Origin of the sequence: Pseudomonas fluorescens (assembly GCF_000968015.1) — a bacterium.
Lineage (GTDB): Bacteria > Pseudomonadota > Gammaproteobacteria > Pseudomonadales > Pseudomonadaceae > Aquipseudomonas > Aquipseudomonas fluorescens_W.
The window spans coordinates 64310-78931 of the sequence record NZ_LACH01000021.1 but is presented as its reverse complement, the minus strand read 5'-3'; the positions used below and the strand labels follow the sequence as shown (position 1 = coordinate 78931).

Below are 14622 nucleotides of genomic sequence, written 5' to 3'. Positions count from 1 at the left end.
GACCGGCGATTACCCGCCGATCGCAGCACATTGAGGAAAACCATGATTGCTCCCCCACTACCGTATTTTTTCGACGAGGCAGAAATCGCATCCAGAGCCAGACAGCCCGATGATCGCGAAAAGGCACTGTCCTTCACGATTGATGACCTGAAGTGGTTGCAGGTTGTTTATCTGGCGACGCATGAAATCCGTATCGCCAATATCAAGCCCATGCACGTCGACCGGTTGCTTTTAAGCGTGCCTGATGCACCCAATATCCCCCTGGCCGGCGCTTTTGCCATGAGCCGGCCCAACGATGGAGAAGTCACGCTCTACACACCGTGGAAAGGCCTGATCAAATTCGCGGACATGGAGGACCTCAAAAGCAGACTCAAGGAATGGTTGGCACAGCCCACCGGGAAGCGTGAGCTGCTGCGCTTTCTCTCCATCGAGCAACGCAGCGCTTTAGCTGCCGCCACTGCGCCAGACATTGCCACGCAAGCAATCGACGGTGCAGTGTTCCAGGCTCAGGAACTCACCCTCGAGCGCAATCAGGCTCAGAACATCAAGACGATGTTGGGTGAGCTGGTCAAGCTGCCAACGCTGCAATCGATGCTGGACGAGGCCCTCAAGAACGCGCTGCACAAACCGTTCCCCAAACTGGACCAGCGCCTTACTCGACTGAAGAGCTTTGTCAGGACGATTTCAGCCTCCAACGGCAGCGATGACCCGCACACGCTTTCCTCGTATTCACTAAGCGATGCCCTGCTGCATTACTACCTGACCAACGAGTGGCCGACTGGCGATTCCAGAGTCTTTTCCAATCCCCAACACAGTGTGAGCAGCGACGCCGATAACCAGGCCTGGGAAAGCGCAGTCAAAGAGATCGCACAAAGTTTTACCCCTCACTTGCAGAGCCTGCTCAAGACGTTCTGGAACACACCGATGTTCAACGGGCGGTCACGCTCGGAGTTTTTTGCCGAGGGTTTGCGCGATACCTTTCACGTGAAGCTTTTGCTTCAGCGCCAGCAAGGTGTTCTAACGACGCAGGAATACCTGCGACTGATGAATGTCAGCCTCGAACCTGAAACCGTCGATCCGCTTCGCATCGAAAAAGTGCGTATCACCGCGCCCTTCAAGCATTACGCACAACTGGCCTCGACCTTGATGATCGGCAGCCGCGAAACCCTGGGCTTTCTGTACACACAGTCCAGAGGCATCGAGGCAACAAGCGACCTGCCCGCTGTCAGGAGAATCGTCCTGGAGATGATGAAAAGCGAAGGCCACGAAGACACGCTGCTCAACTTCATGTCTTCGGACGAACGCGGCACGTTTCTTTCATTGGCGCCGGATGAGCGTGTCATTGCAGGTGAATCGATCATCGGCCCAGTGTTTGAACAATTGATGGACGACATCCTTGGCAAGCAACGGGAGAACCTGTCCCACGCGCTGAGCCGTTACCGTGAAAGCGACGGTACACAGGATCCCCATGCCTTGATCGACAAAGCACTGGATGTCCGGGGACTGATCGACGATCGACTGCTGGCGGCCGATGCCGCAGGACGCTGGAGTACACAAACCGACCAGCGCTGGAGCGCGCAACCGGCCACCGTTCGTGCCGAGTCGGCAAAAGAGCAACTGGCCCGACTCTCCTCCGTTAAGGTGGCGCTCGACCAACTCCTCGAAAACCACCCGGCTATTCCCGCAACAACCCGCACGTTTGCCGAAGTGCAGCGTATCGTCAATTCATCACTCGGGAGCCTGCAATCGAGCTTCACTCACACTCTGTCAACGGCATTGCGCAGTGAATTGAAGCTGCACACCGTCATGCGCACCCTGAGTGCGACGGAACAGGCGATCATCAAAACCGTGCTTGATACCCCGGTACGCTTGCAGCGAGCGGCATTGAACGGCTTTTTGCCGGACGTATTTTCCTTGGCGTTGAAGGCAAGCGAAGCCACGGCCCCGTTGAAACTGGCCAGTTGTTTTGTGCTGACTGAACGTGGAGGCCTGGACCCGATGCATTCGGGCAAGGCGATTTTGTGGACGCCGGCGTCGGGATTTGAAGCGTTCAGGGCATTGACTCCGTTGCTGACCGAGCTGGATCGACGCCTCAAGGACGCCGATGATCGCACCACCCTTCTGGAGAACCTTGGACGTGGCGAGAGAGTGGTTGGGCAGACCTACACCCTCGCCCCACTGCAGCGAATAGATCAGTCTTTTCTCGATCAGGTGCAAAAGCCCTATGTCCAGCTGGACCAGGCGTGCGTCACCCGTGCGCTGGCCACGAAGCTCCCCGCGAAAACCCTGGCCAGTCTTCTGAACCTGGTGGCGCTACGCCAACCGATGACCGGGCTGCTCCGTGCGACGGACATTGCCCAATCCCTCACCACTCAGCAAAAACTGCCCGCATGGCTGGCCAAGGCGTCCATCAAAGATCAGATATTGCATGGAGAGTTGCTTCAGCAATACCTCCACAATGTCACCAACGACCAGGACTACCTCACCGGCATACGCTCCTTGGCGCGCACGGCGCACCACGCACTTGAAAAACAACTCAAGGCAGATACGTTCGACATTGATCCGGACAAGGTCCAGGTCCTGATCAGCGCACGCCCGAGGTCTGCGGCCAGCACTCAAACCTTGACCGACTTTGCATTGACCCACTTCAAGAATCTGGACATAACCCATTTCAGACTGGTGTCGCTGGATACCGCCGTGATTCCCGAGGACATGGACCAAAGTTACATCAGAAACCTGATACGAAACTTGAAGCTGGGTGAACATCAACAAAAGACATTGAACGAAGCCTTTGCAGACACCCAAGCGAATGCGACGGACCGCAAGAAGAGGTTTTACGCACAATTACCCTGGCAGCTGATGCACTACGCCCATTCGGAAAAACTGCAAGAGCGCCTGAGCGAAACCGGGTTTGACCTTATTCGCCAAGTCATGGATATGCCCGACGCCATCGCCCGCGCGGCTGTCGACGGTGCCCACGCGATCATCCGCCCACTTGAAATCCTGGGTATCAAGAGCGAACAGGCGATTAAAGTACCAGGCGTCTATCTGATCGGCTCATCGGCCGACAGTGCAGCGCCACAGGTCCTTCTCGCGCCTCACAGCCCTCGGCACGGAGTGAAAGAATATAAGAATGAAACACAACTGCTGACAGAACTGAAGACTCGCGGCGGTCTGCTCGACTGGGTACTCATGAACCTTGCGCAGCCTGATCGGATACTGCTTGAGTACAGGATGGCGACCTCCAGTAACCGCCTCCCCGAAGTGACGCTGGCGTCCAATCCGATCAAGGGGAATCTGTTCAAACACTTGTTCAACGACAACGTCGGGGTATTAACCCGATTGCTTGGTTGTCAGACCGATGACAACAGGCAGGGTGAATGGGCAACCATCAAGCATGTGCTGGGTGAAGATTTGCACGAGGCATTTACGTTCTTGACGGGCAAGCTTGCCTATCCGATCACGGTGTGGCGCAGTTACCAAGACATCAAGCAGTCCGCAGAGGACCTTCAAACGCACAAATGGGGAGCGGCGATAAAGGAATTTATCAGCGGCATTGCACAACTGGCCTCGTTGCGGCAATCGATGGCGAATCCAGTGACGGAGCCTTCGACGACCAGCGCGCCGGCGCCAGGAACGCCTGACGCTCGACTCAAATGGCAGGCCATCGACTTCACCGCACGCGAGCGCACGCAGTTGAAGCGTCATGAAAGCATTGACGTCGATCTGGGTTCACTGACACACGACTCCAGGCTTGGGCTCTACTCTCATCCGTCGACAAAAAAACACTACGGGCCGGTTGAAGGCAAAGTGTATCCCGTCGAAAAGCACGGCCCCCGCTGGCGTATAGGCGACACAAAAAACCGTGGCCCTTATCTACGTCTGAACGAATCGAAGCAATGGGTTCTGGACAGGGAAACACCGGCGCCCCGCTTCAGCCTCATCAACCGGGTACAGAGCGCAATATCGGTCTGGGTAAGTATTAATGTCGAAGCCCATGGAATGCGCCAAATCCGTCAAATTTTTCCGCAAAAGGCTCGTCAGATTGACGAGGCGCTGGATCTGGCAACCACCTATGCATGGAACAGCTTTCGCAACCTGCAACGGCTGAAAACGTCTGACGGCACGGTAACCCCCGTGCATCGGCTCATCATGGATTTTATCGACGTGCCCGCAGTGACAGACGCACATGTGGAGAAGATCGAAAAAGTCCTGGGCGACGTTTTTGCGGCCTTGTTGGAACCGACACTCAGAAAGCCGAATTCCAGGCGTTTTGTGATCGGAAAACTCCTCGATAGCGCGGAAAACTCCTACGCCTTCACCCTTCCAAAGGACGTAAAAAGGAAAATTTACCTGACAGAGAAATTCTTCTTTCCCAATTTCGACTTCTACCGTCCACACCTGTCCGACGCCGCCTTCCCCATCAACACTCATGCCCGGGCGGCAACCCTGATCCATGAGGTTTCGCACATTGCCTGCAATACCGAAGACATTTCTTATCTCGATACCGGCAGACCGTTCGTCGACCTGATAGGCGCGGCCAGTCCTTACGCCACTGACCTCAAGACGGCCTTAAGCGATCTTCAGGGCAGCGCATTGTCAATCAAGACGCCTTATACACAGCTGTTCAAAGTCCTGAACACTGATGACGGTGAATGGGAAGACCTGGGTAACACTTCTGATGAAAATACTGATCGGATAAAGAAACATATCTTGACCTTGACCGGCCAGGACAACCTCAGCGGTGCCCGCACAACCTTCAAAAAAGACCCACTGATCCGACTGGGGGTGCAACTCGCTAACGCCGACAGCGTGACCTGGCTGATCACTCATCTGGGGCGCCAATTGCACACCAGCACCCCGTGAGTTCTAAAAATAAGTGCCTGTTTGATGGGTAAATGCCATGACGGTTGTTCTCGCAGACTTCCTCACAAGGTTAGAATGCAGGAAATCAGGATGAGTCAATGACCGACAACCCTCTCTCGCAAGCCCAATATGACGCAATCACCGATGCCGCTGCGCATTGGTGCATGCGTCTGCATGCCAACGATTGCACTGCTGAAGAGCGGCTGGCGTTCGAGCAATGGCATGACGCTCATCCGCTTCACGCGTTCGAGTACGAGGCCATGCTGGAGATCTGGGATGTCGCGGGGGACCTGCCACGCCCAGAAACCGTGGTCCCGATGGTCCGCGCCAAGCCTGCTACACCTTGGCGCACCTTCGGTATCGCCGCCGCGGTTTGCGCCCTGGCATTGCCGCTGGCGGCCTATAGCGGCTGGAACCTGGGCTGGCTACCCAATGCCTACCAACATTTCGAGGCGAACGACAATGTCCGCCAGATCACCCTGAGCGATGGCAGTCAGGTGGAACTGAACCTGGGCAGTGAGCTGACGTTCAGCAACTACAAGGATCAACGCCGGATTACGCTGAAAAAAGGCGAAGCCTTCTTCAGCGTCAGCCATGACACTCGACACCCCTTCATTGTCAAAGCGGCCGAAGGCAGGATTCGCGTCACCGGAACCAAATTCAACGTCTGGATGTATGAAGATCAGGTACGCGTGAACCTGATAGAAGGTTCGGTGCTGGTGAGCAGTAATGACGCCGTTACAGGTGACGGTTTGCGCCTCGAGCCAGCGATGCAGGCTAGCTATAGACGCGGCGACTTCACTCCCCGGATCAGTCAGACTTACGACAATGACAACTCACTGGCCTGGCGCAGCGGAAAACTGGTGCTCGATGATCTGGCGCTGACCGACGCATTGCCATTGATCAATCGCTACTTGAGCAAACCGGTGATGGTAGCCGACCACAGCACTGGCTCGATTCGCATCGGCGGCATCTACAACATCAAAGAGCTCAACAACCTGGTGGCGTCCCTGCCCAAGGTGTTGCCGGTCTACCTGACCCGCAACAAGGATGGCAATCCGGTCCTCAATTCCATTCCGCAACAAGCCCCAAAAAGCTGAAGGCCGCGACCTTTTGCAAGGTGCGGCCTTCATTCTTCGTTCAAACACCCTCAGCGTTACTGTACGGCCACCTTCCCGGCTTTTTCATCCTGTTCGCGGATCGTCTGAACCTGGTACTGCGGATCGGACGTGATCTGCTGTTCGGTGAACGGCAACACACTCAACTGCTTCCTGGAAAATGCCAAGGTCTGATCTCTGGAGTACTGCGAGGCCGGGTCACTGGATAGCGAGAATGCCAGCAGCCCCTGGGCCTGCGGTCCCTTGTCATCGAAAGTCACGACCTGCAAATAGCTGGTACCGCTGACGACCTCGAGTTTCCCGTCGGTTCTCGGCACGCTCTGAATGGCGTTATAAACGCCAAGAGTGCCAGGTCCACCGTGAATCGGCGTCTGCTGGCCGCCGCTGCTGACCACCTGGATATCACCCCAGCGACTATCGGCCTTGAGCCCCATCTTGTTCACCTGAGCGACCGACGCCAACATCGCTTCGCGAACTGCCGTTGCGACTTCCGGACGATCGACCGCCAGGCCACGCGGGGTGTGTTGCGGGTCTTTCGGATCGAACGCCACACGCCACAGATCAGGCGTTTCCTGTAGCGACGCCATGACATCCTGGAAATGCACAAACCCCAGGCCACTCTCCAGATTCGCACTGCGATCCCAAGCCTTGAGACTGGCACACAACGGCGCGAGCGCAGGCGCATCGGTACCCAGTGCCGCCGCACAGAACTGCAGCAGGTCCGGCATCACTTGTGCCGCCTGATACACCTGGTCGTCCATCACCATGTGTTGCAAATCCGTCGCGGCTATGGGACCTGCCTTGTTCAACGTATTCAGGCGATCCAGTGCAAAGCGTGAGCGCAGCCCCAATGGCTGGCCATCCTGGCTGATCAGGGGCGAAAAACCGGTGAGCGGTTGCGCCGGGTTGGCCATCCAGGCCGAATCGTTGGAGTGCTGCACAAAATCCTTGCGCAAGAGCTGCGGCAACTTGTCGGCCGCAAAAATGCCTTTTTGTGCAGCCGTCGGGTCGATGTCCCAGGCACACGCACTGTTGGAACCGTCGAGAACGATCATCTGCAACCCGGCCCGCGGATCACTGCATCTGGCGAGTTTGTCGGCACTCACGTTCGGCACGACCGAGAGGTTCATGTACAGCGTCTGCCCCTGATCATCCGTCGCCAGGGTGTTGACCCACGGGATCCCCTGGATCTTGTGCACCGAGGCCTGCAGATCCTTGAGGCTGACCGCGCGATTCATTGCATACCACTGCTGCAAGACCCGGCCGTTTTCCAGATTGGCGTCGCGCAAGCTGTAGGCGAACTGGTTGTCCCAGTCGAGCTTTCCGGGCCATTGCACGATCGGGCCGAACTGCGAGCTGTAGACCACATGAGATACCGGTCTGGTCTGGCCATCCGGTTGTTTCACGTTCACGGTCAGGGTCTGTTTCTTCATCGGCAATGACTTGCCGTCGAGTAGATAACGGGTCGAATCCTTGGGATCGAGTTGCAGGCGATACAAGGTGAAATGCTTGGAGGAGTCCACCGTGTGGGTCCACGCCAGGTGCTGGTTGAAACCGATGTTGATCATCGGCAACCCCGGCAGCGCCGCGCCCATGACGTCCAGTTTGCCGGGAATGGTCAGGTGCATTTGATAGAAACGCATCCCGCCGACCCAAGGGAAATGCGGATTGGCCAGCAACATGCCGCGGCCATTGAACGAACGTTCACTGCCGACCGCCACGGCGTTGCTGCCGCGATCCAGTGCAAAACGCTGCATGCGCGAGGCGGCCACCTGGAACGACACCGGGTCGCCTGCCACATGAGCCACGGCTTTGGGTGGCGTTGCACCGGCCAATGCTTCGGCAAACTGCCCTACTCCGCCTTCGACCAACAGGCGCCGCGTCAACTTGACCAGATCCTGGACGGTAATCTCGCGCACCCAGTCGCCCTGACACTGCGGCGGCAAACCCTGCACCCGACGTTCTGTCAGCGAACGGTTATAGCCCGCCACATACCCTTCAATGAGATCGCGCACTGGCGGGGTTTGCGCCTGCCAGAAACCCTCGACGGCCCGTGGTGTGTTCAGCCAATTGAAAAACAGATCGCTGACCAGGTTTTCGCGTTCTTCGACCGTGAACTGATCCGGGCCGAAATAGCGTGAACGTTCGCCGTTCACGGTAGTGATTTCATTGGCCAGCAGGCACAGGTTGTCCTGAGCGTAGGCGTAACCAACGCCATAACCGAGCCCGCGCTCGTTGTCGGCACGGATATGCGGCACACCGAAACTGGTCCGGCGAATGTCGGCGCTCGCCTGCTCCGGCTGACTGCGTGCGTTTGCCGCAAGACTCAAGCCCACCAACAAGCCTGCAAGGCTCAACCGGGTTAACTGCCTGGAAATAATCACGCTCGCTCCTGATCGAAAAGACAAACACCCTGCGTCATACACGCACTGCGCCTTTCCCTAGGAACGAAACAAATGACAAAAATTTAGGCCGTGAAAGGCGCTTTTTTACGGCCGTCTCACAGGCTGCTAACGTGATGGAGACAAAATTTCTACATTCGGGGCTTCATTATTTGCCCTGCTCGTACGTCTTATTGAGTGAGAGCACCCATCACATTTCCTGGCCGGCTCGGAAAAGGAGTTTTTGCATGTACAACTCGCAACTGCCAACGGACGGTAGCAATGCGCCACAGGGCTCCGCCATGGGCTCCGGTGTTTTCACTCAACGGGGCGAGCGCAATGGCAACGAGCGGATCAGGCTGCTGCTCAAAAGCTATGGTCTGCGAACCAGTCTGATCCGCCTGAAAGTCATCGACGCCTTGCTGACCGCCGCCGAAAGCGACCGTAGCCTTGGCGTGCGCGGCGTGCACAGCCACTTGCTGGACCTGGATATTCCCCTGTCCTTTCTCAGTGTGCGGGAAGTGTTGAAGCGCTTGTGCAGCGAAGGCGTGATCACGCTCAATGCAGACAAAAGCTACAGCCTGCATCCGCACGCTGCTGCCATGCTCCATCGCGAGTGATCCGCTCAAGGCGCGTCGTTCAGGGTTTGACCTTGCGACGCATCATGCCATTGATCACCACCACGATCACCGCCACGCCGATGGCGATGTACTGAAACAGCTTCTCGCTGATGACGCCTGCGTTTTGCAGATACGAAAGGCCGAACATGATCCCCAACACCACGAGGGAGATCAGAATCGAGTATTTCAAACGTTGCGACTGAGTCATTGCGAGTTCCTGAACCTGAAAAATGTATCCGGTTTGTATCAGAACGCATGCCAAGCCCCTACCTTTCTCCGGGGATGGGACGCTACAAACGGGGTCTCATGTTACAGCCGATGAAGAGTTTTGGCTTCATAGTGGCGATAACCATGAGGATTTTGAAATGTTCCGTCGAATCACACTGCTGATTCCCCTGCTCGCTCTCCTGACACTGAGCGGCTGCATCGTTTTCCCCCACGGCGGCTGGCACGGCGGTCACCATTACGACCGTGGCGGGCCGGGTTATTACCAGCATCGATAAGGGTTGGTTGTGTCATAAAGCGTGAATAAATGAACATTCATTCGTAAGACAAATACCCCACCCAATAACTACTGAACAAATGCCCGCCCTGTCGCGGGCATTTTTCGTACATGCCTATTCACTTCTTATTTCCTTTCCTGTGCCCATCGAAACATAGCGATAACCATTGAAGCTTTCGGTCTTAATAGTCCATTTGAGCTATTGATATTCGATGATTACTCTCGGTGCATCGCAATAAACCCGCTATTGAATTTTGAGCAAAAACAGGGATGCCATGCACAAGCCTTTAATCAATATCAGCCCCCACCATTTGTTTGGCTTTTGCCTTGCAATCACTCTGTTCGAACTGCTGACCTATATGGCCAGCGACATGATTATGCCGGCCATGTTGACCGTCACCCGACAACTGGATGCGAGCCCCGACCATGTCCCCTACGCCTTCAATCTTTATCTGGCCGGCGGCATGCTTCTGCAATGGCTTATCGGGCCACTGTCTGATCACTTCGGTCGCCGCCGGATGCTGCTCATCGGCTGTGCGGTATTCGCCCTGGCCTGTGCCGCAGCGTTCAACGTGCAAAGCATTTATGCGTTCAACGGCTTGCGACTGATTCAGGGCATGGGGTTGGGGTTTGTCATCGCGGTCAGCTACCCGGCCCTGCAAGAAGTTTTCTGCGAAGCCGACGCGGTCAAAATCATGGCGTTGTTGGGGAACGTTGCGCTGCTCTCCCCGCTTCTGGGGCCGTTGCTCGGCAGTCTGCTGCTGGAGTGGTTGTCCTGGCGGGAACTGTTTTTACTGCTGGGTATCAGCGGCGTGATCATCTGGCTCGGGCTTTACCTGTGCATGCCGGAAACCGTGGGCACCCTGCGCCACGACGGTCAGCGACTGGAAGCCGTGCGCTTTGAATGGCACGGCACTGTGCGCCGCTATGCCGCGTTGCTGACTAACCCGCAATTCCTTTGCGCCGCAGTCGCACTGGGCGTGATGAGCCTGCCCTTGATTGCCTGGATCGGGTTGGCGCCGCTCTTGCTGATCCACAACCAGGGGCTTTCAACCCTGCACTATGGCCTGTGGCAAATCCCGGTGTTTGCGGCAGTCATTCTCGGCAATCTGATCCTCAACCGACTGATTGCCAACATTGAACTGCCATCACTGATCCGATACGCCCTGTGGCCGTTTTGCGGCGGGGTCATCGCGCTAGTCACCGTCAGCTTCTACGGTGCTTCGACAGTCGTGCTGATCAGTTGCCTGACGCTCTACGCCGTGGGGCTGGGCATGAGCAATGCCGCGCTGTACCGGCTTGCGCTGTTCGCCAGCGACGACAGCAAAGGTCTGGTCTCGGCCATGATCGGCATGATCTCGATCGCCGTCATGGGCGGTGGCGGCTCGCTTATTGCGGCCGCCGGTGCCGGTGACAGCCACGAATCGTTCGCTTGGATGGCGGGTATCGCGGGGCTTCTGTGCCTGGCACCCCTAAGCCTGTTTCTGCGGCGCTCTCACATCGCGCTTGCCGTCTGACACCACACAGTAGGTCTATTGATGATCCATTTACCCCACACCGATGCGCTCTGCGCGTTAGCGCAACCCTATTGCCTGGATTCCGTACCCGAGGGTCTGTTTGACCAGGCGATGGGGGAAATCAGCCTGTTTCATTGTCACCACACGCCTGGCTACGAACGCTGGCTAAACGCCAACGGGCTAGAGGCAAAGGACCTGGAGACACTGGATGACTGGTCCAGGTTGCCACCGATTTTCGCCAACTATTTCAAACGTCACGTGTTGTTCGGCCCCACCGGCGAAGGCGCGCTGGAGCTGACATCGTCTGGCACCAGCGGCCAGAAAAGTCGCATGCGCTATGACCCTCGCAGCATGGCTGCGGCTCAAGGCATGGTGAGCCACGTTTTCCGGCACTACGGCTGGGATACGCCGGACAGCCCCTGCAACTACTTGCTCCTGAGCTACGAGCCCGAGGCGGCCATCACCTTGGGCACCACTTACACCGACCAGTTTCTCTGCAGCTATGCGCCCGTCAATCGGGTCGTCTACGGATTGCGCCGGACGGGTGAAGGTCACGAGTTCGACCTGTTTGGCGTGATTCGCGCCTTGCAGGAGTTTGCCGACGAGGGATTGCCTGTGCGGATTCTCGGATTTCCTGCGTTTCTTTCCCATGCGCTACACCACATGGAAAACACCTGCGCACCGAATCTCAAGTTGCCCGCTCAGTCACTGGTGTTTTTGGGGGGTGGCTGGAAAACCCAGGCAGCACGAGAGATTCCCCTGCTTGAGTTGTATGCCCGAATCAATCGGCAATTGGGTGTCGACCTGTCCCGCTGCCGGGATGGTTACGGTGCCGTCGAGCATGCCGTGCCCTATATCCAATGTGCCCGCCATCATTTTCATGTCCCCATTTACTCGAAGGTTTTCGTGCGCAACCCATCCGATTTCACGATCCAGCCATACGGCCAGCGCGGCTTGCTGGAATTCGTCTCCCCATACATTTCGTCAAGCCCTGCTCACGCGGTGGTCATGGGCGATCTCGCGACATTACACCCCGGCGCACATTGTGGATGCGGCCTGACGACCGATTGGTTCGAGCTGCACGGACGCGCTGGCACCACCGCTAGCCGCAGCTGCGCCATGGCGGCTTCCGAATTGCTGGGAGGGGCTTGATATGTACCTCATCAATGGCCAGCTGCGTGACGATGTCACCCCGGAAAGCGCCCTCGACAGCCTTCGAAAACAAATGCCCGGATTGCTTTCTGCACCGATCGACAGCGAGACCGTCATCGAAACCGCGGCTCGTTTCGCCACGCAACTACAGACTCGCAGCCTGAACCTGCCTCTGGACGACGATCAATGTCAGGGGCTGATCGAGTTCTGCCAGCGCAGCAACCTGAGTACGAAGCTTGAGCGGGAACTGGGTTCGCAACCCCGTTCGCTGAGACGTATCGACTACCGGCAGCCACACTTTGAAAGCTGGCACCCCCTGGGGCTGGTGGTGCATGTGACGCCGGGCAATGCGCCGATGCTGGCGTTCTGCGCGGTTCTCGAAAGCCTGCTGGCCGGTAACATTAACTGGTTACGCCCCAGCGCCAGCGATGCGGGTTTGACTGCGCAATTGCTGGCTGCCTTCGTGAAGTGCGACACCCGTGGCAGGCTTGCCGAATTCGTCGCTGTGCTGCCCGTGGGCACTTCCCGGATAGCCGAACTCTGCGCTCAGGCCGATGGCGTGTCAGCCTGGGGCGGTGAAAAGGCGCTCAAGGCGATTCGTCAGCAGATCCCCACCGGATGTCGCTGGATCGATTGGGGGCATAGGATCAGTTTCGCTTATCTGTCGCCTGACGCGGCCAACGCTTCGGCGCTGGATGCGTTGGTGGATGAGGTTTGCAGTCTGGATCAGCAAGCGTGTTCCAGTCCGCAATGGGTGCTGGTGGACAGCAACGATCCAGCCATCCTGCAGGACCTCGGCAAGCGTTTGAGCGAAGCCTTCACGCGTCGTGCGTCGCACTGGCCGGCGTTGGTGCCCACGGACCAGGAAGCGTGCGAGATCACCACCCGCACGGCCATGGCGCAACTGGATTACTGTTTTGCGAACCAGAGCGGCCAGGTCTGGGCCGGCGACGGATGGCGGATCATCTGGGAACACCATCAGACGCTCGCGCCTTCGCCGCTGTTTCGTACAGTGCTGCTCAAACCCGTGCCGCAACACTTGATCGCCGAGACGCTGTTGCCCTGGCGCACCGTCCTGCAAAGCTGCGCGCTGATTTGCTCTCCGGCAGAAACGCCAGGCCTTGTGCGAACGCTGGTCAACGCTGGGGTCACCCGTATTGCGCCTTGCGCGGGGATTCATGACGGCTACGCCGGTGAGCCCCATGATGGCGTATACGCGTTGACGCGTCTGAGTCGCCGCCTCTCGGTGAGTCTGGCACCTGAGGTGCTGACGGGCCGTGCAACGCTCGACCTGGTCCCGCCCGCCCCCGACACCGCCCATGCGCCGATCATGGACAAAAACACCTTCACGACCCAGCCGATGGGCGTCGCGGCGCAATTGTATTTTCGCTCAGGAGGGAGCAGCGGCACTCCGGCCCTCGCCGGCTTCAGCTATCGCGACTTTCAACGGCAGATGCGCGCAGCGGCCGACGGCCTGTTCGCCGCCGGGCTCGATCCTTCACAGGACCGGGTCATGAACCTGTTTTACGGCGGCAGCCTGTACGGAGGGTTCCTCAGTTTTACCAAGATACTGGAACAGATGGGCGTCACACATTTCCCCATGGGTGCGCCCCAGGACGATGACTTCTGCGAAATCGCCCAACTGATCGTCGACCAGCGAGTCACCGTGCTGATTGGCATGCCGAGTACCTTGCATCGTCTGTTCTTCAACGAGCAGGCCCGACTCCGCGCGTACGCAGGTATAGGCAAAGTGTTCCTCGGCGGCGAGCATCCGGGCCAAACCAGCCTGAGCCTCATGGAAAGCTGCGGGGTCTCGATGATCCGCTCGGCGATTTATGGCTCCGTCGACGCCGGTCCCTTGGGGCATGCGTGCGCAGCCACCGCGAACGGGGTGTTTCACTTGATGTGCGATACCCAGCATCTGGAAATTGTGCAGAGCGAACGGGATGAACCGGTTCAGGCCAATGAGATCGGGCGCCTGTTGTTTACTTCACGAGCACGGCAAGGCCAGACCGTGCGCCGATATGATGTGGGCGACACCGGTCGCTGGATACCTGGAGCCTGCCCGTGCGGTCTGGACTCTCCCCGATTCGAACTGCTCCAGCGCCACGGCAAACTGGTGCGAATGGGCACGGAGTTCATTTCGCCTTCGGCTCTGCAGGATAGTGTCGGCGCACCCATTCAGATTGTTCTCGACTACGCCCCTGATGGCGTCGAGCGGCTGACAGTTCTAACGGATGCAGACGCTGATCAGCTTCATAACGCATTGCTGAACCATGAAGCGCTGGCCAATGCCGTAAACGCCAAACTGTTAACTGTCGAAGTTCAAGTGTGCACGGAGCAAACGTTCACTCGAAACAAACACAGCGGCAAAACACCGTTGGTTATTGATAAAAGAAAATAAACCATCACCCACTACTCACAGTTTGTCTTAAACCATCAAGACGCCTGATAAAAAGAGAGCAT

At 57.4% G+C, this 14622-nt stretch carries 9 protein-coding genes; 7 read left to right on the top strand and 2 right to left on the bottom strand.

What is annotated here, in order from left to right:
* Positions 1–42: 42 nt before the first annotated feature.
* Together VD17_RS12700 and VD17_RS12695 are read left to right on the top strand one after the other, a co-directional pair.
* Complete coding sequence (locus tag VD17_RS12700) at positions 43–4866, top strand: dermonecrotic toxin domain-containing protein (RefSeq protein WP_046054108.1); 4824 nt, start codon at positions 43–45, stop codon at positions 4864–4866.
* 98 nt (positions 4867–4964) lie between these two features.
* Entirely contained in the window at positions 4965–5966 is a 1002-nt protein-coding gene (locus VD17_RS12695; protein WP_046054107.1) for a FecR family protein, read from the top strand.
* A 56-nt stretch (positions 5967–6022) separates the two neighbouring features.
* Here VD17_RS12695 and pvdQ read toward each other — a convergent pair whose 3' ends face one another.
* Entirely contained in the window at positions 6023–8368 is a 2346-nt protein-coding gene (gene pvdQ / locus VD17_RS12690; RefSeq protein WP_046054106.1) for a bifunctional acylase PvdQ, read from the bottom strand.
* A 245-nt stretch (positions 8369–8613) separates the two neighbouring features.
* Between pvdQ and VD17_RS12685 the strand changes: the two genes are divergently transcribed.
* Positions 8614–8985 (top strand): fe2+ zn2+ uptake regulation protein, encoded by a 372-nt coding sequence (locus tag VD17_RS12685; RefSeq protein ID WP_046054105.1) that lies wholly within the window; start codon positions 8614–8616, stop codon positions 8983–8985.
* A 19-nt stretch (positions 8986–9004) separates the two neighbouring features.
* On the opposite strand, the gene VD17_RS12680 is transcribed toward VD17_RS12685, so the two are convergent.
* Complete coding sequence (locus VD17_RS12680; protein ID WP_033055104.1) at positions 9005–9193, bottom strand: hypothetical protein; 189 nt, start codon at positions 9191–9193, stop codon at positions 9005–9007.
* 157 nt (positions 9194–9350) lie between these two features.
* Here VD17_RS12680 and VD17_RS32185 point away from each other — a divergent pair, with 157 nt between their 5' ends.
* The 4 genes from VD17_RS32185 to VD17_RS12665 all read left to right on the top strand — a co-directional run bounded on the left by VD17_RS32185 (position 9351) and on the right by VD17_RS12665 (position 14560).
* Entirely contained in the window at positions 9351–9488 is a 138-nt protein-coding gene (locus tag VD17_RS32185) for a hypothetical protein (protein ID WP_008155215.1), read from the top strand.
* A 274-nt stretch (positions 9489–9762) separates the two neighbouring features.
* The gene (locus tag VD17_RS12675) at positions 9763–11004 is read left to right on the top strand and encodes an MdfA family multidrug efflux MFS transporter (RefSeq protein WP_046054104.1); all 1242 of its coding nucleotides are present in this window, start codon (positions 9763–9765) and stop codon (positions 11002–11004) included.
* A 21-nt stretch (positions 11005–11025) separates the two neighbouring features.
* Complete coding sequence (locus VD17_RS12670; RefSeq protein WP_046054103.1) at positions 11026–12156, top strand: LuxE/PaaK family acyltransferase; 1131 nt, start codon at positions 11026–11028, stop codon at positions 12154–12156.
* A gap of 1 nt (position 12157) precedes the next feature.
* Positions 12158–14560: an aldehyde dehydrogenase family protein gene (locus VD17_RS12665; RefSeq protein WP_046054102.1), complete on the top strand. Its 2403-nt coding sequence runs from the start codon at positions 12158–12160 to the stop codon at positions 14558–14560.
* Positions 14561–14622: the final 62 nt, after the last annotated feature.